The organism is Streptomyces sp. NPDC014864, assembly GCF_043081525.1.
Lineage (GTDB): Bacteria > Actinomycetota > Actinomycetes > Streptomycetales > Streptomycetaceae > Streptomyces.
Map to the genome: position 1 here is coordinate 97,858 of NZ_JBIBWT010000009.1, position 23,586 is coordinate 121,443.

Annotated in this window: 13 protein-coding genes; 6 read left to right on the forward strand and 7 right to left on the reverse strand. The window is 69.9% G+C overall.

Annotation, left to right across the window (positions count from 1 at the left end):
- Positions 1–22: 22 nt before the first annotated feature.
- On the reverse strand, positions 23–850 hold the full coding sequence (locus ACF1A5_RS18455; protein WP_392193902.1) for a glycoside hydrolase domain-containing protein: 828 nt from the start codon (positions 848–850) through the stop codon (positions 23–25).
- Between the two features lie 444 nt (positions 851–1,294).
- Between ACF1A5_RS18455 and ACF1A5_RS18460 the strand changes: the two genes are divergently transcribed.
- Both ACF1A5_RS18460 and ACF1A5_RS18465 read left to right on the forward strand, forming a co-directional pair.
- The gene (locus ACF1A5_RS18460; protein ID WP_392193903.1) at positions 1,295–2,011 is read left to right on the forward strand and encodes a hypothetical protein; all 717 of its coding nucleotides are present in this window, start codon (positions 1,295–1,297) and stop codon (positions 2,009–2,011) included.
- Positions 2,012–2,075: 64 nt separating this feature from the next.
- The gene (locus ACF1A5_RS18465) at positions 2,076–2,456 is read left to right on the forward strand and encodes a hypothetical protein (protein ID WP_392193904.1); all 381 of its coding nucleotides are present in this window, start codon (positions 2,076–2,078) and stop codon (positions 2,454–2,456) included.
- 47 nt (positions 2,457–2,503) lie between these two features.
- On the opposite strand, the gene ACF1A5_RS18470 is transcribed toward ACF1A5_RS18465, so the two are convergent.
- The gene (locus tag ACF1A5_RS18470) at positions 2,504–4,291 is read right to left on the reverse strand and encodes an insulinase family protein (RefSeq protein WP_392193905.1); all 1,788 of its coding nucleotides are present in this window, start codon (positions 4,289–4,291) and stop codon (positions 2,504–2,506) included.
- A gap of 186 nt (positions 4,292–4,477) precedes the next feature.
- Positions 4,478–5,482, reverse strand: a complete 1,005-nt coding sequence (locus ACF1A5_RS18475) for a hypothetical protein (RefSeq protein ID WP_392193906.1) — start codon at positions 5,480–5,482, stop codon at positions 4,478–4,480.
- 233 nt (positions 5,483–5,715) lie between these two features.
- On the opposite strand from ACF1A5_RS18475, the gene ACF1A5_RS18480 reads away from it, so the two are divergent.
- Positions 5,716–6,159: a hypothetical protein gene (locus tag ACF1A5_RS18480; RefSeq protein WP_392193907.1), complete on the forward strand. Its 444-nt coding sequence runs from the start codon at positions 5,716–5,718 to the stop codon at positions 6,157–6,159.
- Positions 6,160–6,205: 46 nt separating this feature from the next.
- Here ACF1A5_RS18480 and ACF1A5_RS18485 read toward each other — a convergent pair whose 3' ends face one another.
- Together ACF1A5_RS18485 and ACF1A5_RS18490 are read right to left on the reverse strand one after the other, a co-directional pair.
- The gene (locus ACF1A5_RS18485; protein WP_392193908.1) at positions 6,206–7,846 is read right to left on the reverse strand and encodes a CehA/McbA family metallohydrolase; all 1,641 of its coding nucleotides are present in this window, start codon (positions 7,844–7,846) and stop codon (positions 6,206–6,208) included.
- Positions 7,847–8,978: 1,132 nt separating this feature from the next.
- The gene (locus ACF1A5_RS18490) at positions 8,979–9,398 is read right to left on the reverse strand and encodes an ATP-binding protein (protein WP_392193909.1); all 420 of its coding nucleotides are present in this window, start codon (positions 9,396–9,398) and stop codon (positions 8,979–8,981) included.
- A 235-nt stretch (positions 9,399–9,633) separates the two neighbouring features.
- Between ACF1A5_RS18490 and ACF1A5_RS18495 the strand changes: the two genes are divergently transcribed.
- Together ACF1A5_RS18495 and ACF1A5_RS18500 are read left to right on the forward strand one after the other, a co-directional pair.
- Entirely contained in the window at positions 9,634–10,485 is an 852-nt protein-coding gene (locus ACF1A5_RS18495; protein ID WP_392193910.1) for a helix-turn-helix domain-containing protein, read from the forward strand.
- A 4-nt stretch (positions 10,486–10,489) separates the two neighbouring features.
- Positions 10,490–10,690, forward strand: a complete 201-nt coding sequence (locus ACF1A5_RS18500; protein ID WP_392193911.1) for a DUF397 domain-containing protein — start codon at positions 10,490–10,492, stop codon at positions 10,688–10,690.
- A gap of 5 nt (positions 10,691–10,695) precedes the next feature.
- Here ACF1A5_RS18500 and ACF1A5_RS18505 read toward each other — a convergent pair whose 3' ends face one another.
- Complete coding sequence (locus ACF1A5_RS18505; RefSeq protein WP_392193912.1) at positions 10,696–11,001, reverse strand: hypothetical protein; 306 nt, start codon at positions 10,999–11,001, stop codon at positions 10,696–10,698.
- 263 nt (positions 11,002–11,264) lie between these two features.
- Here ACF1A5_RS18505 and ACF1A5_RS18510 point away from each other — a divergent pair, with 263 nt between their 5' ends.
- The gene (locus tag ACF1A5_RS18510) at positions 11,265–12,365 is read left to right on the forward strand and encodes a hypothetical protein (RefSeq protein ID WP_392193913.1); all 1,101 of its coding nucleotides are present in this window, start codon (positions 11,265–11,267) and stop codon (positions 12,363–12,365) included.
- An 80-nt stretch (positions 12,366–12,445) separates the two neighbouring features.
- Here the strand turns inward: ACF1A5_RS18510 and ACF1A5_RS18515 are convergent, their stop codons facing one another.
- Positions 12,446–23,479, reverse strand: coding sequence for a LamG-like jellyroll fold domain-containing protein (locus ACF1A5_RS18515; RefSeq protein WP_392193914.1), 11,034 nt, complete (start codon positions 23,477–23,479; stop codon positions 12,446–12,448).
- Positions 23,480–23,586 lie beyond the last annotated feature (107 nt).

A 23,586-nucleotide genomic window follows, 5' to 3' on the forward strand; every position in this document is an offset into this window, starting at 1 on the left:
AGTTCTTCTCTCGGATTCCGCGTCAGCCGGTGATGGCGACGGGCGCGTCCCACGCGTCGCGGTCGACGGTGAGGGTGATGCCGCCGTGCGACTCCTTGCTGTTCACCATGTACTGGTGGCCGCGGCTGTGGTTGGTGAACTGCGTTGAGCCCCAGGGCCAGTCGGTGGTGGTGGTGTTCTTCTTGTCCCACAGGGCGTACCAGAGGTTGCCCGGCAGGTCGGTCTTGTTGGTGGCGGTGGCGATGGCCTTGGCGCTGGAGCTGGTGAAGCCGTAGAAGCCGGCCCGGTACGTCTTGACGCGCAGTTCCTTGTCGAAGGCGCGGACGTAGGTGAGCACGGCGTCGTTGCACGACTTGTTGGTGATGTCGTACGGCTCCATGTCGAGGTAGATCGGGCTGCCGGCCTTCATGCCGAGCGCCGAGGCCTTGGCGACCGCGTCGTTGGCGTCGCTGGTGCCGAGGGTGGCGGCGGTGGAGGCGGTGAGCTTCTCCGGATTGGAGCTGGTCTGGCACGGCGGCTGGGCACCGACGTAGATCGGGATGAGCTTCCAGCCGATGGAGCTGACCGACTTCACCCAGGAGGCGGTGAGGTTGGGCTGGTTGCAGCCGCGGTTCTTGCCGCCGACGTAGACGGCGGCGGCGCCGTAGAACCCGGTGTGCCAGGCCTTCATGGTGGACAGGGAGGGCGCGGTGCAGGTGTCGAAGGCACGGCCGGTGTACGTCTTCTGCGCCGGCCAGGTGGTGGCGGCCATGGAGGTCTGCGCCGCGATCCCGGCTCCCGCGACGACGGCCGCCCCGGCCGCCGCCCACGTGACATACCTGCGCTTCCTGGACTGCCGGTGCTCGGCCATGCCCACCCCTTTTTATCTGTGCGTGCGCGCGCGTTCGTCCGCGCGCATGCGTGTGGAGCGGCGTACGACGACGGTCGGGCGTCGTGCGTCCGCTGAAAAACGTCGCTTGGTCCCCTGAAGTGGCTTACGGCGCACGTGAGTCCGTCTGCCGGCACTCTCCCCGGCGCCCGTAGCGGATCGCAAAGTAACCGATGGTGCCCCAGCACACGGGAAACGGAGCCCCTTGTTCAGCACATGATTCCCTCAAGCAACGGCAAAAACTTCCGTCTCGCTAGTGGCGGACGTGCGCGGCGCACGCCAACTCGCCGTTCTTGACCTGTTATTGAGCAACCCCATACCCGTACGTGTACTGTGCACGCGCTGGACGCCGTAGGGTCCGATGGCCGCTCCCCTGCCTCAAGCAGCCGCTCGTCCGGCTCAGTTGCTCTCCCCAGAAGGACTCAGATGCACATCCTGTCCCGCACCGCCCGCGCCGCCCGTGTCCTCGCCGTGGCCGCGCTCCCCCTGGCCCTGGCGGCCTGCGGATCCCAGCAGGCCACGTCCGCCAAGGGGTCGGCGTCCTCCTCCCCCGCCAAGGACCCGAACGCGGGCCTGCTGACCGGCGCGCAGATGAAGAAGGCGCTCGCTCCGGCGTCCTTCTTCCCCGCCGGCTTCGCGGTGGACCCGAGCGGGGCCAGGGACTCCGGCGACACCTACACGGCCCCGTCGACGGCCCCCGCGGCCAAGCCGGACTGCGCGAAGCTGGGCGGCACCGCCTGGATCGCGGTCACCGGGATCTCCGGGGTGTCCTTCGCGCAGAACGACTACGTCAGCAAGAACACCTCCGAGGACATCGCCCAGGAGGTCGACGCCTACCGCGGCACGACGGCGTCCGACGTCCTGAAGGCGGTGCAGAAGACGGCCGCGGCCTGCGACGGCTTCGCCGACTCCCAGACCCACTCGAAGGTGAAGGTGGCCGGCGCCGCGACTCCCGGCCTGGGCGACGAGGCCTACACGGTCACCCTGACCGACACCGCATGGCAGAACGGCACCACGCTGATCGCCGCCCGCGTCGGCACCAACGTCGTCAGCGTGATGTCGACGGACGGCCACGACAACGGGGCGGCGACGGCGAAGAAGCTGACGCAGCAGATCGTCGCGTCCCTGAAGAAGACGGCCTGACAGGGGTCTGGGCGGCGCACGCGGTGGCCTAGTCTTACCCCCTGCACTGCCTTGGGGGGTAAGCATGGAAAAGCGTCTGGAGGCCGGCTGGTTCCAGCGGATCGGCTGGTCGATCCTGGCGTGGGGCTCGCTGGGCCTGCTGATCTGGGTCCCGTTCCTGGTCGTGGCGATCCGCCGCGGCCGCGGCTCGGACTGGGGGGCGTTCGCGGCCTTCCTCTTCTACGAGTGCGTGACGCTGCCGTGGGCGTCCCTCACGTCCGGCGGCGACGGCGACCCGGTCCTGGGCGCCGTCGCCCTCCTGTGCCTGCTGGTGGCCACGGCCATGCTGCTCTTCGCCGTCTTCGACCCCCGCCCGCCCCAGGGCGCCCAGGGACCGCGGCCGATGTACGGGACGCCCCCGCCGCCCGCGCAGGGCCAGCCGTACGGCTACCCGTACGGGCGGTAGGGGCGGACCCGCCGACAAGAGGCGGGCCCGGACACGGTCACGCCGTCTCACGCACGGCGGGTGCGGCGCAGGATCCAGACGGCCGGCCAGGCCAGCAGCCCGGTGACGCCCCACAGGAAGCCCGCGATCGCGACCCATTCACCGGTGCTGGTCTCCGGATCGCCGCCGCCGAAGACGGTGAACACGAGGGCCAGCAGGCCGAACAGACCGCCGAGCAGCCCGAGGACGACCAGGGCCGCCGTCTGGCGGCCGGTCCGCCGGGTGGGCGCGCCCCGCTGCGGCGAACCGGCGCCGTTCACGCCGCTCCCGTCGGAGGCCGCCCCCGGTTCCGTCCCCCGTTCCGTCCCCGGTTCCGGAGCGGGCGTCCGCTGCCGCGGCGGCAGCCGCACCACCGCGGCCGGCGGCACGGCGGCCTCGACGACCGCCATCGTGTGTGCGTCGACCCCGTACAGACCGGGCTCCACGTCGACGACCAGACCGTCGGTGCCGATGAGCCGGCGACCGCCGTCCGGCCAGCTCAGCATGGCCGCGCAGGCGCGGTAGGGCACGGTCGCCGCGCGCTCCGTGCCGTCCCGCGCGCCCTCCGTCACGCTGACCCCCTCCTCCCCCACGACCAGCGTCGAACCGTCACGGTTGCGTGAGGCGAACCGCTGCCCGGTCACGGCGTACGACGAACTCGTCGGGGCCGCCGTGTACCCGGCCCAGTCCGCGCTGTGCCCGCCGGGCACCTGCATCAGCGCCGTTCCCGCCGCCTCCACGGCCACGGCGTGCAGATGCGCCGGCGTCACCGCCCACAGCTCGGACCGCAGTTCGTCGAGGGTGCGCGAGGGCCGTCCGGCGAGCAGGTCCTCCGCCGCGCCGGGCAGCCGCCGTACGGCCGCGTCGGACGCGGTCAGCGCGCCGTCGGCCCGCGTGCGGGCCGCGTCCAGGTCGGCCTGGCCGATCCGGCCCACCTGGAGCGCGGCGAGGACGTCGACGAAGCCGCCGAGCACCGCGTCCTGCTTGGCGGGCAGGGCGTCCGCGAAGGCCGTCACGAGGGCGAAGCCGTCACGGCGCGGGGTGTAGTCGGTGGCCGCCGTGTAGGAGTAGCCGCCTTCCTGGCGCAGGGCGCGGGACAGCTCCCGCTCGAGCACACCCGCGTACAGCCGGGCGGCGGTGCCGTCGGTGACGACGGCGTCCAGCAGCACGCCGCCCGTGCCGTCGGAGAAGTAGGCGGGGGTGTCGGGAAGGGCGGAGGTGACGACGGGCAGGGGACGGCGCGGACCGGCGGGCAGCCCGAGCGCGAGTCCGGCCGGCAGGCGCTCACCGGCGACCCACAGCACGGCGTTGCCCCGCGTGAACCGGGTCTGCGCCCAGTCCGCCACGTCCTGCGGACCCAGGCTCCGCACCCCCCACTCCGGGTAGCTGACCAGGCCGCGTCCCTGCGCTCCGTAGCGCCACAGCGGGAGTTGGGGATGCTCGCGCCGGGACTCCTCGGTGCGCAGGATCTCCTTCTCGGTCTCCAGACGGTCCATGGGCAGGGCGGCGAGGGAGGCGCAGACGCCCTGGAGGTAGGCGACGACCTCGTGTTCGGCGCCCTCCACGTGGAAGTGGGTGAAGGCGGCCTTGGTGGTGCCGTTGTAGTGGTAGTCGGCCAGACCCTGGCGGTGCAGGGCGAGATGCTCGACCAGGTGCGTGACACCGGCCCGGGCCAGCGTCTCGTCCGCGACTCCGACGCGGAACACGAGTCCGGCGCGCATCGGTCCGGCGGCGTGCGCGAAGAGGGTGGGTATGCCGTCGGTCTCGGTGAGGTGGACGGCGGCGGCTTGGGCGGCCTGCGCGGCCTGGGGGTTCATCTTCGGCCTCTGTTCGGCGTGTTCGTGGTCTGCTCGGTCTGCTCGGTCTGCATGGCCCGCATGGTCCCGGTGCTCTTCGGGGCGTACGGCGTGCGGGCGCGCCGGCCGCGACGAGGGGGCACCCGCGGCCGAAGGCCGCACGCGACGAGGGGGCACCCGCGGCCGAAGGCCGCACGCGACGAGGGGTCACCCGCGGCCGAGGGCCGCGTCCCGGTGCTTGACGTAGGCGTCGGCGGGGTTGCCGAGGTAGGCCCAGGGGTACTCCGAGGCGAGGTTGCCCAGCGCGCGGAAGTGCTCCGCGGCCCGGGCCCGGTCCCCGATCAGGGAGAAGAGGACGGCGAAGGACCCCTGGACGGTGACCCATCCGTAGGGACGCCTGAACTCCGAGTGGGAGACGGAGCGTTCGGCGGCTTCCACGAGCTCGGCGTGCACGTGGGGCTGGCGCAGATAGTCGGTACGTCCCTGCCGGGCCGGCAGATCGAGCCAGTGCTCGACGTGGGTCTCCGCCACCAGGCCGCCGTTCAGCGCCCCGGCCGGGGCGCCCAGCAGGCACTCCCGGGCGAAGCCGTGGGCCTTCTCCCAGCTCCCGCCCCACTTGGGGCACAGCTGCTGGAGCAGACGGGCCTGGCCGGTGAAGTGGTGCGGGTGGTGCGCCGCGAGGCGGTCGTACCGGCGCCGTGCCTCGTTCTGCCCGAGCTGGAGTCCACGGGCGGTGTTGAGCCGCTCGGCCCAGGCCGCGTCCTGGGAGGGGTCGAGCGCGGTGGCCCGGATGAGCAGCTTCTCCGCCTCCCGCAGGCGCTCGTGGAAGGCGGCGAACTGCTCCCGGCTCACCCGCTCGGCCCGGGCCGCGGTACGGATGCCCCACCCGACCTGGATCTCCCGGGCGCCGAGCACGGTCAGCGCGAACACGTCGTACGGAGCGGCGGCGACCAGTTCGCGCAGGGACTGCTCCACGCCCGGCACCTCCGAGATCACCCGCACCACGAACGCCCGGTCGGTGCCCGGCGGCAGGGAGTCGACGTACTGGCGCAGGGCCGTCCAGTCCCACGCGGCGGCGGCCTGCCGCACCCAGGCAACCTCGGGGTAGGCGGAGGCGAGCTCGAAGTCGGGCGGGGGCAGGGAGGAGCCCGAGGACGGGGATGACACGGGCGACGCGGAGAATGTGGAGGAACCGGGGGAGGCGAACGACATGGGCGGAGCCTAAGCGAGACCTCTGACAGTGTGACCGCCGGGGAATCCGCAGGTCATGCGTGCTTCTGCCGGAGCGACCGCGTACCTGACGGCGCGGCACAAAGATGACCGATACTTGACCGTTCACCTACCGACCGCACATACGGCGTTCATCTGACCTCCCTATTTTCCACCCGTCTTGATCGACGGGCGCGTCGCGCGTCGGCACCGGTCCCTCTCGTCTACGGAGTCCCATGGCCCTCAACGCCCGCCGCAACCGCCAACTGCTCGAGGCGGCCACCCCTTTGCTCCTCGAGGGTGAGCAGGTGCAGCTGACCTCCCTGGCCGGTGTCGGCTCGGTCTCCGTCCGCAGGCAGGCGCTCACGGCCGCCGTGGTCGGCGTCCTCAGCGCGGGCACCGTGATGGCCACGGTCACGCCCCGCCCGCTGTACATCGTCCTGACCGACCAGCGGGTGCTGTTCTTCGACGGCAACCGAGGCGGCAAGCCGGGCAAGCTGCTCATCAGCCTCCCCCGCGAGTACGTCACCGCGGGCAACTCCAAGAAGGCGTTCCTGGGCCTGCAGTACGTCACCCACCTGTCGGTGGCCGGCCAGGAGCAGGGGCTGAAGGTCACGTTCCCGGTCCAGCACCGCGGGGACGGTCCGCGGTTCGTGTCGGGCCTGCCGGTGACCCGCTGACGGCCGACCGTACCGGGGAATCCGCCGTCCCCGGTACGGTCCGGCGTCAGCTTCGCGCAGCCGGGGCCGCGTCCAGGAAGACGGGGTTGGTCAGGGCGGCCATCGGACCGAACATCAGCGCCTGCCCCATGGTGTTGCCCTGCCCCGGGCTGCCGTCCGCCATCGGGTGGCGCACCTCGGCCCGTACGTACGCCGCGAGCGAGGCGGTCGTCCGCCACACCACCGTGCCGGACCCGGAGGCGCCCACCGACTCCTGGTGCATCTGCCCCTCGTCGGTGATGAACCGGACCGTGCCGTTGGGCACGCCCTGGACGTCGAGGCGGACGTCCACCGGCGCATCGGCGGGAACGCTCAGCTTCTCGCCGATGCCGGCCTGGCGGCCGTGACCGCTCGCGGTGAAGGTCAGCTTGACGGAGGAGGACTCCGCGATCCAGCTACGGCCCGCGCGGATGCCCTCCATGAGGGAGTCGGTGGCCAGGTCGTCCGCGTGGACGACGTTGTGCGGCAGTCCGATGACCTGCGGATCGCTGTGCGCGTCGCTGTTGCCCATGGCCGGGAGCCAGCGCCTGCCGGTGCGGAGGGCCTCGCCGAGCTTCTGGTCCCAGGTGCTGACCGCGTGCTCGTCGTCGTAGGTCCACGGTCCGGTCCACACCTCGGTGGCATCGGCGTCCTCGAAGCCGAACTTCCACTGGCAGGCGACGTACGCGCAGTACATGTGCGCGGGAACCACGAGGCCACCACCGCGGCGCACCTGTCGCGAGAAGCGGCCGAACGCGTCGTCGCGCGAGCGGTAGCGCCAGTCGATCCACTCTCCCGCCGGAAGGCCGAGGGCCAGCCAGTGCCCGTTGCGGGTGGTGACCTCCTCACCGGGGATGATCAGCAGGTCCGGTCCGGCGTGCTCGCCCCACACCGCGTGCGAGGCGGGCGTGTTGTGGTCGGTGGAGACCATGAAGTCCAGCCCGGCGGCGCGCGCGCCGGCCGCGACCTCGCTCGGCAGGCGCTTGCCGTCGGAGTAGACCGTGTGCAGGTGGCAGTCGCCGCGGTACCAGTCGCGGCCGCGCCCCCTGGCCCGCTGCGGCGGGTACTTCTTCACGTAGGCGGGCCCGGGTTCGCCGTAGGTCAGCGTCACCTCGACCCGGTAGTTCATGCCCTGCGGCGCCACCTGGTAGGGGCCGAGCACGACGTTCCAGGTGCCAGCGCTGACCGGGCCGGGCAGGTATCCCGGCGTGGCGTCACTGTTGCTGATCTCGAACGACGTACGGAAACCACCGGACCAGCCACGGAAGCCGCGTCCGCCGAGCGCGGTTCCCCCCTCGTCGAACACACCGATGTCGCAGGCGTTGCCCGGTGTGCCGGCGGGCACGGCCGGCTTGTCGTAGGAGTACGAGACGGCGATCTTCCGCACGCCCTCGGGGACCTCGACGGGGAGGTAGACGAAATCCGCGGCCCCGGTCTCCAGGGACCCGGTGATGGTACGGGTCGCACTGCCACCGGCCGGGCTCGTGCCTTCGGAGGAGCCGTCGGCCGCCCGCGCGAACGAGACCGGGGACAGGGTGAGGACGGCGGCGCCGGCCATCCCCGCGGTGATGAGTCGCCGCCGCCCCGGTCCGGCGGCCGGGTCGCCGGCACCAGCGGCGTCCGCCGGGAGGGGATCCGCGTTGTGCTCGCAGTGTCCGTCAAGGCACATGTCGTCCTCAGCAAAGTCGTCTTGATAGGTGAACGGTGAACGCACCAAAGGCCCTCAGACTCTGATCCGCCTTCGTGGACGGCGGATGATCCCGGAATGAAGGCTTTACGGCATGCCTGCATCGACCTGGCTCGACGTGCTGACGGGCACTTTTCCGATCACGGTCGTCGAGCCGTTGCTGCCGGCTGGTTCCCCATAGGGTCGGGGCACCAGGCCGGCGCATCGGGTGCCGTCCAGGACCGGAGGATTCCTTGACCATCCCCGCTCGTCTCGTCACGACCGTCGCCGCTCCCCTTGACCCGGCCTCGGCGGAGGCCCCACGAGTGCTGCACTGGCCCGGCCGCAGGCTGCTCGTACAGCGCGGGGACACCGAAGTGGTGGCCCTCGACCTGGACGTCTCCCGCACGGACCGAGAGGCCGAGGTCCGTTTCCCCGCGCCCTGGCCGCGGCGGTTCGGATCGGTGACGGTGTCGCCGGACCGGGATACCGCGGTGTTTGCGGGCGTGCACGCAGTGCGGTCGGTGGAGGCGACCGGGGCGACGCGGTGGGAGGTGCGGCACGGCTGCTGGAGCGCCGGCTGCTCCCTGACGCACCTTTCGTTCGACGAGTACGTCCACGACGAGGAGCACTTCTACGCCGACGGCGGCTCGGTAGCCGTCAGCGCGGACGGCGGACTCGTCTGGACGCACGTCCTCGGCCCGCGGGGGAGCGACAGCGCTATGGAGGACGGCCGGGAACAGTGGATGGTCGTTGACGCCACGGACGGACGGGTTCTGGGGCGTGTGGACAGCCTGACCGTGGCCTCCGGCTCCGAGCACACACCGCACCCGGACCCCGCGCAGATCCACCTCCTGGGGATCGTCAGCGAGCTGCAGGTTATGGAACGTCCGATCACGCAGAGCCGTGACCGTCGAGAAATCCCGTTCCACGGTCACGAGGACGCAGTCGTCCTCATCGTCACCCAAAGTCAGCCCAAGAGACGCACCCACCGGAATCGGTCGATAGACGTCCGCGAGGTTCGGCAGAGGAACCTCCGAGCGGTGGTACGAGGGGTCCCACACCTCGACGGTCACTACGTTGCGCATTCGAACCCGCTCTCAGATCAGCAGGAAGGGCCGGCGCGGATCACCGATCAGGCGGCAGCCAGTTCGCACCACACGATCTTGCCCCGGTTGCCCTCCCGGGCCAGCGGCTGCCAGCCCCACAGATCGGCGCACGCCCGTACGAGCCCGAGCCCCCGCCCCTCCTCCAGCTCGGTGACCCGCTCCAACGGCACCGGCGGCTCCGGCGGCGCGGGGTCCGCGTCCCACGCCCCGATCCTCAGCACCCCCGCCGCCCACCGCACCCGCAGCGCGGCCGGCCCCTTGGTGTGCCGTACGGCATTGGAGACCAGCTCGGTCGCGAGGAGTTCGGCCACGTCGACCAGGCGGATCAAGCCGTGCATGGTGAGGATCAGGCGCAGGGTGCGGCGACTGACGGTGACCGCGCGGGGATCGTTGGGGATGTAGAGGCAGTACTCCCACGAGTCGGCGGCGGAATTGGCTTCAGGCATGGGGCAGCTCCGTGAGGCGAGTTGAGGGGTGCGTTGATAGGCGGCGGATGTGGGCGGTGGCCTGCCGCAGCCGTCCTGGCAGGACGGAGCGGTGCGCTTCCGGTGCCCCAGAAATCCGCAGCGTGTGCGTCGCGTCACCGAAGGTAGGGGTTACAGTTTCGGTTCAGCAAGCCAGCCGCGTAATCTGACCCCGAACGAGTCGCGCTCGCAGGCGCGTTGCACCGAGGAGTGATCCATGACGACGAGGCGCGCGCCAACGGCACGCCAGATGCGTCTGGCGGTCGAACTGCGCAGGCTCCGCGAAGCCGCAGGGCTCCCCGCCCGTGAGACGGCAGCGCTGCTCGGAGTGAGCCACGTTCAGATCAGCCACATCGAGTCCGGACTCACGGGCGTGAGTGGGGAACGACTCCGTCGGCTAGCAGCCAACTATGCGTGCTCAGATGACGAACTCATCCAGGCCCTGACGGCCATGGCGACTGATCGCACACGCGGCTGGTGGGAGGAGTACCGAGGGATCCTCCCTACGGCGTATCTGGATCTGTCCGAACTGGAGCACCATGCCAGCTACCGGTGGGACGTCGACTTCCTGCACATCCCGGGTCTTCTGCAGACCGAGGACTACGCCCGCGCGCTCTTCTCCTACGTGAACCCGGATTTCCCCACGGAGGAGGTGGAGCTTCGTGTGGAGCATCGGATGAAGCGGAGGGCCATCTTCAAGCGCCCCCACCCCACGCCGTACGAGGCCGTCGTCCATGAGGGAGCTCTGCGCATCAGAGTCGGTGACCGTTCCGCAGCACGTGCTCAGCTCGTCCGAGTCCTGGAGCTTTCCGAAGCAGAGCACGTCACCGTACGCGTCATTCCCTTTGACCTGGATGGGTTCGCCGGCGCTGGAAGCGCGATGTCGTATGCGGGTGGCCCTATCCCCAAGCTGGACACGGTGGTGCGCGATGGCCCGCACGGCACCATGTTCATCGATGCCGAGGCCCAACTCACACGGTTCCGAACACTCTTCCGTAGGCTGGAGGCAGCGTCGCTTGAACCCGAGCGTTCGCGGGACTTCATCCACAGGCTGGCGAAGGAACTGTGAAGCGATGATCACCCCCAGAACCTGGCAGAAGTCGTCCTACTCCGGAGGCGGCGAGGGCAACGCCTGCGTCGAGATAGCGACCTCGCCCACCCGCATAGCCGTCCGCGACTCAAAAGCGCCAACCGGAGCCACCCTCACCTTCCCGGCCGGGGCGTTCAGCACCTTCGTCGAAGCCCTGAAGGGCTACGCCAGGTCCCGCGTCTGACCGCCTCAACCACGCATTCCAGCGTCCTCGTCCGAGTAGCTCAGCCCGATGACGCGTGCGTACAGGTCGGCGAACTTCTCGCTTCGCTGCACAGCTGCACGCCTGTCCACAGGTGTCCCGCCGTCCGCTTCGCGGGCATCGGACTCCATCCCTTGGAAGTCGACCGTTGCCAGCTCATGGCCTGCCGACAGCTCCTCCCAAGCCATTTCATCGTGTGCCTCTGCCAGTTCATCGGCACGTTCGAGGACTTGGACGAGCGCGTCTGTTTCGTCCGGCGCGAGGAGGCAGTCGAGCACTTCGGTGGTGAACACCGGGTGGTCCGTGATTTCCGCTTCGAAAGGCGGACCGTCCGGATCACACGCACGCGGGCAACGTGATCCCGTGCTTCGCTCATGGCTTGAGCTTCCTCTCATCCCGTCCGTTCTCCGCCTGCATCCAGTCCTCGAAAGATCTCACCCACGGTGTACAGCGGTAGAGACCGGCCAGGGCTGGGGCCGCTCAGCGCCATTCGGAGTCCCTCATATGGTGGGGCCATCAGACTCGCGCACGTGCGTCATCCATGACGGAGGATTCCTTGACCATTGCCGCTCGTCTCGTCGACACAGTCGCCGCCCCACTTGATCCCGCGTCGGCCGAGGTTCCGCAGGTGCTGTTCCGGTCCGGCCGCAGGCTGCTCGTGCAGCGTGGTGACAGCGAAGTGGTGGCCCTCGACCTGAATGTGCCCGGCACCGATCGAGCGCACGAGGTCCGCTTCCCGGCTCCCTGGCCGCGCCGCTATGGATCGATGGCAGTGTCACCGGAAGGGGACGCCGTCGTGTTCGCCGGGGTGCACGCGGTGCGGTCGGTGGACCCGACCGGGGCGACGCAGTGGGAGGTGCGGCACGGATGCTGGGACGCCGACTGCTCCCTGACGCATCTCTCCTTCGATGAATACGCCGACGACGAGGATCACTTCTACGCTGACAGCGGCTCGGCCGCCGTCAGCGCGGACGGCAGGCTCGTCTGGGCTCATGTCCTCGGCCCGCTGGTCGGCGACAGCGACACGGAGGACGAGAACCAGGAAATGTGGATGGTCCTGGACGCCACGGACGGAAGGGTCCTGGGGCGGGTGGACACCATGACCGTGTCGTCCGGCTCCGAGCACACCCCCCATCCCGATCCCGCACAGATGGGGCTGAGCATCGGCGAGGGCGAGGAGGGATCGCCCGCGCTGTGGGGACGATGGGACGGACAGCACCTGACCGCCGAGCAGATCGGCATCGAGCGGATCCTCCTCACGGTGAGCCCGTCCGGCCGGCACCTCCTGTCCGTTCCCCTTGGACAGTGGTCCCTCTGCCTGCACCGAGCGGAGGACGGCTCACTCCTGCGGGAACTGGACGCCGAGCACACCGTGCCTGCACACCCGTCGAGCGCCGGCGAGGACCGGGTGTACTGGGACTACGACGCCGCCTTCGTGGACGAGGACACCGTCGTCGCCGGAACCTCCGAGTGCGACGCCCAGTACGGCACCGCCCGCCACTGGCTGGTCGACACGGGCGGGATGACCCTGCGCGGCGAGATCCACTACCCCTTCCCGGTCTCCGGGCCCGCCCGCTCCGTGGGAGACGGCACCTGGTACACGGTCTCCAAGGACCGCACGTCCGTCCATCTCTGGCAGCTGTCCGACGAGAACTGACCGGGTAACGCAGCGCGGCCCGCCAGTGGGAACTGGCGGGCCGCGTTCATGGGCCGGTGTTCAGCCTGTGATGTGTGGAGCTAATACCGAGTTGTCAGCCAGAACGTTCTGAACTGTGTCTTGTCAGCGGCTCCTCGGAAGACCTGCCCACCGAGATTCAGGGTTTTCCGCACCAGGGGTGCGCAGATTCCCTTGCACACATTCCTGGACGTACCTCCGTAGATGACCTCGTAGTCGGAATCCTTCGCCCAGTTGAAGACGGCCTCCTCGGCATGCTCGTAGGCGGGCTTGCCGTTGGCGGTGACCCTGCCAGGCACCAGCGACCCCTGGATGAACTCCTCACCGTCATTCAGGACGTTCTCACCGATCGCGGCGATGTTCTTGCCACCGGCCAGCGAGACCTTGTGGGAGATCTCGCCCGTGACCTTGTGACGCACTCCGACCACGGCGACCGTCGACCAGCCGTGCCCTCTGCCCCACTGCTTCTTCAGGTCGTCGGCGCGCTTCTGTGCGGCCTGTGCCTCCTCCTCATAGCCGCAGTTGTGGACGAGGACATGCGTGTCGCCGGCTGCCACGTAGTACGTGTGGAGGCTGCCGATGGTGAGGTCATAGGTCGTGGTGTTCGCGTGGTACAGGCGGACACCGGTGACCTGGGCCGTGCCGGACGGCGTCTGGAGGACGTCGCCAGACTCGAGGTCCTTGGCCTCGACGAAGGCCGAGCGGGTCTCGTCGTAGAACGGGTGGTGGAAGGTCGTCGTCAGGTGGACGCCCTGCGCGTCGGCCTTGGTGTCCTGCGCCGACGGCACCTTGCTGACCGCCGCCACCGGCGCCGTCGACGGCTGGTGGGCAGCATCGTGGCCGTGGCCGCCCGACAGGGCGCCGAGCACCGCAGCCGAGGCTGCCAGACCGAAGGCTGCCTTGCGGGCCGCCTTCTTCGCCACGGACTTGACCGCGGCCTTCGCGCCGGCCTTCACCGACTTCCTGCCCGCGGACTTGTCCGCGTCCTTGATCGTCAGATCCACGAAGTCGTGGTCCGTGCGCGTGACGATCACGTCGGTGACCTTGTGTGCCTCCGTGCCCTTCACGCCCGGCACCGAGTTGGTGATCGTGTCACCGATCTTGACCTGGTCGATGGCCTTAGTCGTGCCGTCGGCCATCAGTACCCGGGTCCCTGCGGTGAAGCTGTGGCACTGCGTCTCGGACTGCGACTGGCTGCGTGTGCCCGCCCCTTCCGACTCCGCCCGTGAGGCCGCCGCCTCCGTGGCGTCCGTGGCCGCAGTCTCCTCGGCCTCTGTCGCGCCCTTGCCGAAGAGGCCGCCGACGACCTTCATCGCCTTCGGGGCGACCTTCGCCAGGATCTTGCCGCCCAGGCTGCCCAGGGCACCGCCCAGGGCGCCCGTGACCGCGCCCGTCAGCGCCGACTCCCCGAAGGCACCCGCACTGCAGTCGCCGCCGCCGTTCTCCGCGCACTTGAAGCCCTGCTCCACCAGCGCGCCCGCCGCACCCGCGGCCGCCGCGCAGCCGATCGAGCCGACACCGGCCGTCACCGCCTCACAGCCCGCGAACACCGCCGTGGACACCACGAAGGAGGTGATCGCCGCGGCGTGGTGCTTGACGTACTTCGCCGCTGACTTCGCCGCCTTGACCGTCGCGTGGTAGGCCGTCCTCGCCGCGTGGGCGACCGCGTGCGCGGCCTTCTTCACCACGTGCGCGATCTTGTGCGCGGCCTTCTTCACCGCGTGCACCACCCGGTGCACGGCACGCGAGACCCGGTGGTACGCCGAATGCACCGCGTGGACGACCCGGTGATACGCCCGTCTCACATGCCTCGCGGCGTAGTGGTAGACGCGCCGGACGACCCGGACCGTGGCGTGGTAGTAGTCCCGCACCCGGTGCGCGACCTTGTGGGCCGCGTGCTTGACCGCGTGGACCACCTTGCGGGCCACGTGCTTGACCGCGTGGTAGACCTTGTGCGCCACGTGCCGGACGGCGTGGCTCACCTTGTGCACGGCCTTCTTGGCCCCGCACACCACGTCGTACCAGGAGCAGTTGCCCGACTCGTCGGTACCGGCCAGCGGGTTGTCGTCGACGTAGGCGAACGGGTTCGCCGCCACCGAGTTCGGCACCGGGTTCAGCGAGATGCTGTCCTTGTTCAGGAACACCCCGGTGTCCGGGTTGTACCAGCGCGAGGCCGTGCCGACGTCGCCCGTGCCCGGCTCCGTCCACCCGGACTGGAAGCCCAGGTGGCCGCTGATCGTGTTGGTCGGCGAGACCACCTTGCCCATCGGGTCGTACGAGACGGAGCCCGTGAGCGAAATCGCGCCCGAGGCGAACGTGCCGACCACGTCGTTGTGCTGGTCGGTCAGGGCCAGCACCCCGCTGCCGCCGCCGGCCGGCTTGATGCCGACGATGCCGCCGGACGGGTCGTAGGTGTAGTTGCTGTCGCCGTCGGAGGCGATCGTGTTGTCCGCGCCCGAGTAGGCGAAGGTGCGGGTGGTGCTGGACGCCCGGTCCCGGTCGGAGATGTTCCGGCCCATCGCGTCCTGCGTGTACGACTGCTGACCGGCGACGATCTGGCCGCCGAAGGCGTCCGTCTGGTACGCCACCGTGCCGCTCGCCGACGCCTCCTGCGTCATCGTGCCGCGGGCCGAGTAGTCGTAGGAGTTGACGCCGTCCGACGTGAGCTGGTCGCGCTCGTCGTACGTGAACACGTCCGAGCCGCGGCGGATGCGGTTGCCCGACGCGTCGTAGCCGTACGTCGTCGTCTTCGTGCCGTCGTTCCACGACGTGAGGCGGTTGGCCCAGTCGTAGCCGTAGGTGTTGGAGGACGCGCCCGACACGCCCGTCGTCGTCTTCGACGTCAGGTTGCCGTTGTCGTCGTAGCCGTAGGTGAAGCTCGCCAGCGTCGACGCGTCCTGGACCAGGACGTCGCTGGTGAGTTCGTGCGCGCTGTTGTAGCCGAAGGTGCGGATCTGGCCGGTCGAGCCGTACTTGACAGACTTCACCTCGTTCAGCACGCCGTACGAGTACGTCAGCTGCGTGCCCGTGGCCGCGTCGTTCAGGGACGACAGACGGCCGGCCGTGTCGTAGCCGTACGTGGTCGTGCCCGCGGCGTCGGTCCGCGAGGTCGTCGCGCCGTCGTCGTTGTAGGCGAAGCTGGAGGAGCCCGCCGAACCCGAGGCGGTAAGGACGTCACCGCGGTCGTCGTAGGTGAACGCGTCGTGCGTGGCGTCCTGGTGGTCCACCGCGCCGACCGTGCCCGCCTCCGCGGTGTCCGCCGAGAGCACCCGGCCGTCCGAGTCGTAGGTGAAGCTCCGCGTCGCCGTCGCAGCGTCCGCGCCCGAGCCGGACATGGACGTCAGCTGTCCCAGCGAGTCGTACGACATCGACGTCGTCACTCCGCCCGGAAGCGTCGCGCCGGTCATCTGGCCGTCGGAGTCGTAGGCGAAGGTCGTCGTCGAGTCGGCCGCCGAGGTGTACTTGGCGGTGGTCGGCTCGATCACCTTCTCCTGCTGGCCCCACGGCGTGTACGTGTAGCGCCAGGAGTTGCCGCGGCCGTCGGTGAAGCGGGTCCGGTTGCCGGACGCGTCGTAGCCGAAGGTCGTGGTGATCGACGTGGAGGCGTCGACCGGCTGGATCTCCTGCGTGATGGTGCCGGCCGCGTCGTAGGTGAAGCGGCTGGTGTGACCGTTGGCGTCCGTGGTGGCGGTCATGTTGCCGACGCCGTCGTAGGCCTGCGAGGTCTCCCAGAGCTTGGTGCCGCTCGCGTCGTAGGACTTGGTGGCCGTCGGGTCGCCGTCGGCGTTGTAGTCGGTCGTGGTGTAGGTGCCGTCCGCCAGCGTCGTCTTGGAGCGGTTGCCCTCGAAGTCGTAGGCGTAGCGGGTGGTGTTGCCGGCGCCGTCGGTGACGGAGGTGGTGTCACCGGCACGGTTGTAGCCGTAGGACATCGTCACACCACCGGGGGAGGTGGAGGAGGCGATGTGGGCGCCGTAGGGGTTGCCGGTGGTGACCGCGTAGGAGTTGGTGCTGGTCAGCGTCCGCGTCGACGGGTAGCGCTCCAGTGTCGTGTCCGTGAGCTGCCGGCCCAGGAAGTCGTACGTGGCCTGGGTCTGGGCCCCGGTCGGGTCCGTCAGCGACAGTTGCTCGCCGTCCGCGTCGTAGGTGGCGTGCGTCTTGGTGTCGTCCGGCGCGGTGGTCTGGGCGAGGTTGCCCATCTGGTCGTACAGGTACGACGTGGTCTTGCCGCCGGGCGAGGTGACGGAGGTCTGGTTGCCCTCGCTGTCGTACGTGTAGACGGTCGTGCCCGCGTTGGCCGAGGAGGCGCCGCTCGGGGTGTACGGCGGCAGGGTCTCGGAGACCTTGTTGCCCTCGGCGTCGTACACCGTGGTGGTGACCAGGCCGTTGGGGTCCTGCTCCTCGACGGCCTCGCCGAAGGTGTTGAAGCCGCTGGTGGTGACCGGGCGGACGGTGGAGGCGGTGGTGCCGTCCGGCTCCGCCTGAACGGCGGGCGCGGTGGTGACCGCGAGGTTGCCCGCCTCGTCGTAGCTGTAGTCGGTGGTGTGCTGTTCGGCGTCCGTCATGGACGTCGGCAGGCCACGCTTGTCGTAGGCGTACTTCGTGGTCTGCGCGTCGGAGGAGCCGACCGTGCCGCCGGAGCGGCCCTTGCCGTAGAGCGAGGAGATCTCGGTGGCGGACAGGGCGCGCTGGTAGACCTGCACGTTCCCGACCTCGCCGGCCACCACGTCGCTCGTGGTGCCGCCCGCGGTTTTCGTACCGCCGATGGACAGCGGGCCGGTGCCGGTCCACGGCGAGGTGTTGGTCGCCGTCGTCCCGGACTGCGCACCGTCGACGTACAGCTTCATCGAGCCGTTGCTCGCGTCGAAGACGCCGACCAGGTGGGTCCAGGTGTTCAGCGGCGCCGCGGAGCCGGCCGTCGCGTCGTAGTACGCGGACGGTGAGGCGGTGTCGGAGTTCGCCGCGTGGAAGCGGAAGGCGTTGTCGGCCTTGGAGTACTGGAGGTAGAACGAGGCCCGGTTGGTGCCGCCCTGCGCGACGAAGGTGCGGTAGGTGGAGGTGTCGGTCAGGTTCACCCAGGCCGAGACCGTGTACGAGGCGGTGGTGTCCAGGACCGGGCTGTTGGTGGCGATCACGTCACCGGTGCCGGTGCTGGAGCCCGCGAACTTCGCCGCGTCGTCCGCCCAGGTCACACCGGGGTCCGCGGTCGCGGTGTTGCCGGTGCCGGAGGAGTCCGTCACGGACCTGCCGGACGTCTGGTTCAGCTTCCACCAGCCCGCCGGGTGACCGGAGGCGTCCCCGTACAGCGTCTCGCTGAGCAGGTTGCCCATGTCGTCGTAGGTGTTGGTGGTGGTGCGGTCGTAGCCGGAGGCGTCGTGGTCGCTTTCGGAGGCGACCTGGTCGTCCGGGGTGTACGACACCGTGGTCACGCGGTCCACGCCGGTCGGGTCCAGCTCGGTGGAGGTGGTCCGGGAGGCGGCGTCGACGGTGTACTTGGTGACGGTCTCGCCGTTGTCGGACGTGGACTGCAGCAGGTTGCCGGCCGCGTCGTAGGTGTCCGACTCGAGCGTGTAGGTGCTCCTGCCGTCGGCGCTGGTGCGCTTCACCGTCGCGGTCAGGCCGTCGTCGGTGTACGTGTACGACGTGGTGTTGCCCATCGCGTCGGTGATCGACGCGAGCCGTCCGGCCGGGTCGTAGGCCCGGGAGGACTCGGTGAGCAGGGCCGCCGGCTGCGGGTTCGTCGGGTCGCCGGTGGACATCAGGCCCTGGGTGAGCAGGTTGCCGTTGTCGTCGTAGGTGTAGCGGGTCTCGTTGCCGGCGGTGGTGACCTCCTTGGTCTTGTTGCCGGACGAGTCGTAGGTGTACGTCGTGGTGTTGCCGTTGGAGGCGTTCTCGGCCGCGTTGGCGTCGGCCTCGGTCGCCACGTGGTCGTAGGCGTCGTAGGTCCACGTCTGCGTGCGGGACGTGTCGCCGCCGCTCGCGTCGGCGACGGTCTGCGAGGTGGTGTTGCCGTCCTCGTCGTAGACGGTGCTGGTGACCGCGGCGTGCGTGGCGCCGGTGACGCGGTCGGTGAGCTGCGGGTCGTGCTCCTCGACCACCTGGCCGGCGGCGTCGTACTTGTACGAGGTGACCAGGCCGTTCGGGTAGGTGTCGGAGACGACCTTCTGGGTGGTGACCTGGCCCAGGCCGTCGTAGGTGTACTGGGTGACCAGGCCGATGGCGTCGGTGGTGGAGGCCACGTCACCGTTCTTGAGGTAGGACACCTGGTTGACGGCGCCGCCCGGGCTGACCGTCTTCACCGGCAGGCCCTTGGGCACCGTGCCGCCGTCCGCGGAGGGGTAGGCGCTGGTGCCGTCGCTGTACTCGGTGGTGGTGGCGCGGCCGTTGGGGAAGCCGGGCACCGCCGGGCCGGTGACCTTGGTCTGGTTGCCGGCCGAGTCGTAGGTGAACGACGTGAGGTAGGTGGTGTCCGTCGCGGACGAGGACCGGCCGTCGCGCTCGGTCAGCAGCTGGTCGTTGCGCGGGTCGGCGGTGGTCAGCTTCGGCGTGGTGTCGTCCGGGTAGTACGTGTAGTACTCGGTGTTGCACTTGTTCGCCGGCTGGTCCTGGCAGGACGTGGAGGAGACCACGTTGCCGCGCACGTCGTGACCGGTGATCGTCATCGCCCCGTTGGGGTCGGTGACGGTGTGCTCGAAGCCGGCGGTGTCGTAGCCGAAGCTCGTCCTGTTGCCCAGGCCGTCGGTCTCGGTCAGCGCGCGGTTGTTGTTGGTGACGTCGTAGGTGTACGTCAGCGTGGAGTTGGTCGGCGAGGTGACCTTGATGGTCTTCACCGGAAGCAGCCCGGTGGAGTTCTTCGCCGCCTCGAACTGGTCGGCGACGTCGGCGTCGGACAGCTGCGAGCGGAAGAGGGCCACCTCGGCGATGGAGCCCTTGAAGTAGGTGGCGTAACCGGTGTTGTCGGTGGTGCTGTTGTGCGGCTCGTCCGGCCAGTAGCCGCCGAGGAAGCCGCCGCCGACGTAGGCGTACGTCTGGCCGGACATCGCGGCGGTGCCGGTCTGCGTGCCGACGAGCGCGCCGTCGAGATACAGCGACTGGCTGCTCGCCGAGGTGGACAGCACCACGTGGTGCCACTTGCCGTCGGTCACGGAGGCGGTGGAGACCAGGGGGTTGTCCGAGCCGCCGGAGAACCAGAACTCGCCGTGCAGCTTGCCGCTGCTGCCCACGTAGAGCACGGGGGTGTAGCCGGACACCGTGGTGCCGGCGGACAGCGGGTTCTTGGAGGCGCCGAGCAGCACTCCGTTCGGGGTCGACGTCTTGAACCACATGCTCGTCGACTCGGCACCCGAGCCCGGGACCGATCCGCCGGGCAGCGTCACCTGGGACGCCGTCCCGTCGAAGGAAGCGGCCTTGGCGTCGCTGAACGGGCCGGTGGCGCCGAGGGTCACGGTGTTGTACGTGCCGTCGCCGCCGCGCACCTGGTCCACGGCGGTCGTGGCGCCCGCGGCCTCACCGAGGCGGAAGTACTCGGAGGGGGCGCCGCCGAGCACGGCACCGCGGTAGGTGTCGCTGGAGCCGGCCACGGTCGGGGTGCCGAGCTTCCACACGCCGCCGTTCTCGTCGGTGAGCTGGGTCAGCGTGGTGGAGTCCGCGTCGTAACTCATCGCCGCGAAGGTCTTGCCGGACGGGCGGGTGACGGAGTTGAGCAGGCTGGTGCCGTGGGTGCCGTACGTGTAGAGGGCGTTGACGTCGGCGGCGACCAGGGGGCGGCTGTACCAGCCGACGTCGGCGATGGTGCCGTTGAAGTAGGTGGCGTAGCCGTCCTTCTCGGTGGTCGAGTAGTGCGGCTCGTCGGGCCAGCTTCCGCCGAGGAAGCCGGTACCGAGGTAGTTGAACGACTGGTTCTTGCCGAACGCGGTCGCGCTCTTGATGGAGACGGTGCCGGTGCGGGAGCCGACCTTGGCGTTGTCCAGGAACAGGGACTGGGAGTTGCCCGCGGCGGACAGCACGACGTGGTGCCATCTGCCGTCGGCGACGGACGCGGAGGACACGATCGGGTTGACGCCGCCGCTGTACCAGAACTCGGCGTTCAGCTTGCCGTCGGTGCCGACGTAGATCGACGGGGTGTAGAAGCCGGCGGCCTGACCGGAGCCGATCGGCTGGGAGGCGTAGGAGTAGAGCACGCCCGGGCCGGCCGAGGTCTTGAACCACAGGGAGATGGCGCCGGAGTCGGTGTCGTTGCCGAGGTTCTTCGGCAGCGATACGTCGGAGGAGGTGCCGTTGAAGGTGGCGGCCTTCGCCGAGGACCCGGTGAGCGGGCCGGTGGCCTGGCCGAGGGTGACGTTCTCGTACGTCGCGTCGGTCGTGCCCTCGTTGGCGAGGATCGTGTCCTTGGCGCTGGTGCCCGAGGTCTCCGACAGCGGCCAGAAGGTGTGCGGGTCGAGGTCGAGGGCCGCGTTGCGGTAGCCGGAGCCGGAGGCGTAGCCGTAGGTGGTGCACTTGGTGGTCGACAGCGGCGAGCAGACCTTGGTGAGCTGGTCGCCGGTGTAGCCGTAGGTCCACGTCTGGACGGTGGAGGTGTCGCCCGGGGTGACGGGGTCGGTGACCACGGTCGCCACGTGCGCCGCCTGCGCGCCCGAGGGGGTGCTCCAGGTCAGCGACAGGGAGCGGCCGGAGACGGCGGACGTCATCTTGGTGACGTGTCCGCCGGCCCAGGTGAGGTTGACCGCGCGGCCGTTGGCGTCGGTGACCGAGGTCAGGCCGTAGCCGCCGGATCCCAGGGACTGGGTGAAGGTGTAGACGGTGTCGTCCTTGTCGGTCAGCGTGTAGCCGCCGGTGACCGTCTTGAAGGTGGCGAACCGGCCGTTGCCGGGGGTGAAGGTGCCGTCGCTGTTCTTGCCGTAGCCGACCTGGGAGCCGTCGGGGTAGGTGACGACGGCGCTGGTGACCGCGCCGGAGGCGTTGTACTGCTCGGTGGCCCGGGAGTCGAAGATGCTCGACCAGCCGGAGCCGAAGGCGCCGGTCCAGCGCGGGTCGCGGGAGTTGTAGTCGCGCTCGACGTCCAGGGAGGGGCCGACGGTGGAGATCGAGGCGTCCGTGTCGGAGGTCGTGTAGTTGCCGATGGCCGCGTCGAAGCCGTGGTCGCTGCTGTTCTGCGACAGCCCGGAGGTGATCACGGGCTGCGGGACCTGCACGGACAGCGTGTACGGATCGGCCGGGGAGTACAGGTTGGTGGCGGAGTCGTACGCCTTGACGGTCCAGGTGTAGGACTTGCCCCAGGCGAGCTTGCCTGCGGGGACGGTCCAGTCCCCGGTGGCGACCAGGCCGGAGTCGGCGACCTTGGCGCCGGAGGCGTCGTAGACCTGGAAGAGGTACTGGTTGTTGCTGCCGCTGGTGGAGTTGGCGCCGCCCGCCCAGGCGGTCAGTTCGGGCTGGGTGGTGCCGACGACGGCGTTGTCCTGCGGGAACTGCTCGTACAGCTGCGGCGCGGTGTTGCCGGTGTACGTGACCGAGAGGACCGGGCCGAGGTTCGGGTCGTTGAAGGAGCCGAACTGCTTCCAGTGCAGGTTGTCGGAGGTCGCGGCGTAGACCGCGAGGCCGTGGTCGGCGGTGGTGCCGCTGAACCAGCCCTGGATCGCGGAGGTGGACAGCGAGACCGTCACCCAGTCGCCCACGGAGCGGTCGGCGGCGGTGTTGGCGCACGCGGTGGGCACGCTCGGGGTGAGGTTGCCGATGGAGGAGCCCTTGGAGGGGCCCGGGTAGGAGGTGACGGACTCGGGGGTCCAGGAGCTGGTCACCAGGGCGACGTCGAACCGCTCGGCGGTGCAGGTGGAGGCCCAGGTGTCGAAGAGCTTCAGGGACGCCGAGGTGACGGTGGCACCGCTGGCGTCCCAGGCGGTGTCCCAGTGGTTGACGAAGCTGTTGGCCGAGTGGGTGCCGGAGTCGTAGGAGCCGACCTTGATGGTCTGCTCGTAGGAGTGGTCGACGTTGTTGCCGGCGCCGGACTCGGCGTAGGTGGTGGTCCAGCCGTCGGTGACGGTCGGGTCGACGGTGACCGGGAAGACGCGGTGGGAGTCGTGCAGCCAGCGGCTGTCCAGGGTCACCTTCAGCGCGTAGCCGTCCTTGCCGTGGACCAGCTCGGAGGTGACGTCGTGGGTGGTGGCCGGGTCACCGGAGCGGCGGTTCACCTTCGAGTCGTACGCGTACGCCGGAGGGATGCGCTCGACGGTCTTGCCGGCGGAGTTCCTGAGGTCGATCCAGCCGTTCTTGTGCTGGACGGGGGTGAGGCCCTTGAGGGTGAGCGGGAAGGTCCAGGAGTTGGCGGCGTCCGCGGAGTGCAGGACGACCGACTCCTTCACGCCGGTGGCGGTGGGCGACAGCTTCAGGTCGGTGGCGTCGAGGACGCCGCCGTAGGTGACGGTTGAGCCGTGCGCGGTGCCCCGGACGGGGGCGGCGCCCTGAAGGGCGTAGGCGATGCCGTGCTTGTCGTCGAGTGTGAGTGATGCCAGGGCGGAGTCGGTGGCCTTGGCGCCGAGTTCGACGGTGAGGGAGTTGGCCTTCTCGTGCCAGCGGCCGTCGGGCCCGGCCCGTACGTCCACGTCGATGGGCGCCCAGCGGCCCTTGCGCACCTGGTAGTTGACGGGTGAGGGCGATATCTGGCGGGTGGTGGAGCCGTCGGCGTTGTCGTAGACGGTCTCGTTGCGCGTGGACTTGGCGGCGTTCCGCTTGCTGGTCTTGGCGTTGAAGGCACCGCCCGCGCTGCGGCCGTGCTTCACGGCGCTCGCGTGCGGGTGGTAGGCGGCCAGTTCGCCGCGGCCCTTGCCGGGGGCGTGGCCCGCGCCGCGGTGGGCGTCGGTGGCGTCGGCGGAGACGTGGTGCCGGTGGCCGGTGGCCGTGCCGGACTGCTGGTGCGGCAGCTTGCCCCAGTGCGGGTCGGTGAACCAGGACGCGAGCGAGGATGCGCTCAGGCTCGGCAGGTCGACGCGGCTCAGCTCCAGTCCCTCGGCGAGGGCCTGATCCGTCGTCAGCATCAGGGCGAGCGCGGTGAGCGCCACCGTGGCGACGAGGCGCTGCGTACGACGTGCGAGGAGGGATGGCCGCACGGGACGCGCGGTGCGCGTGGGGCGTGGGCGGCGGCTGAGCGGCCACAAAAGCACGGGTTCGACTCCAGCGGTCAAGAACGACACAGAAACGCGCTGATCTTGCCCTG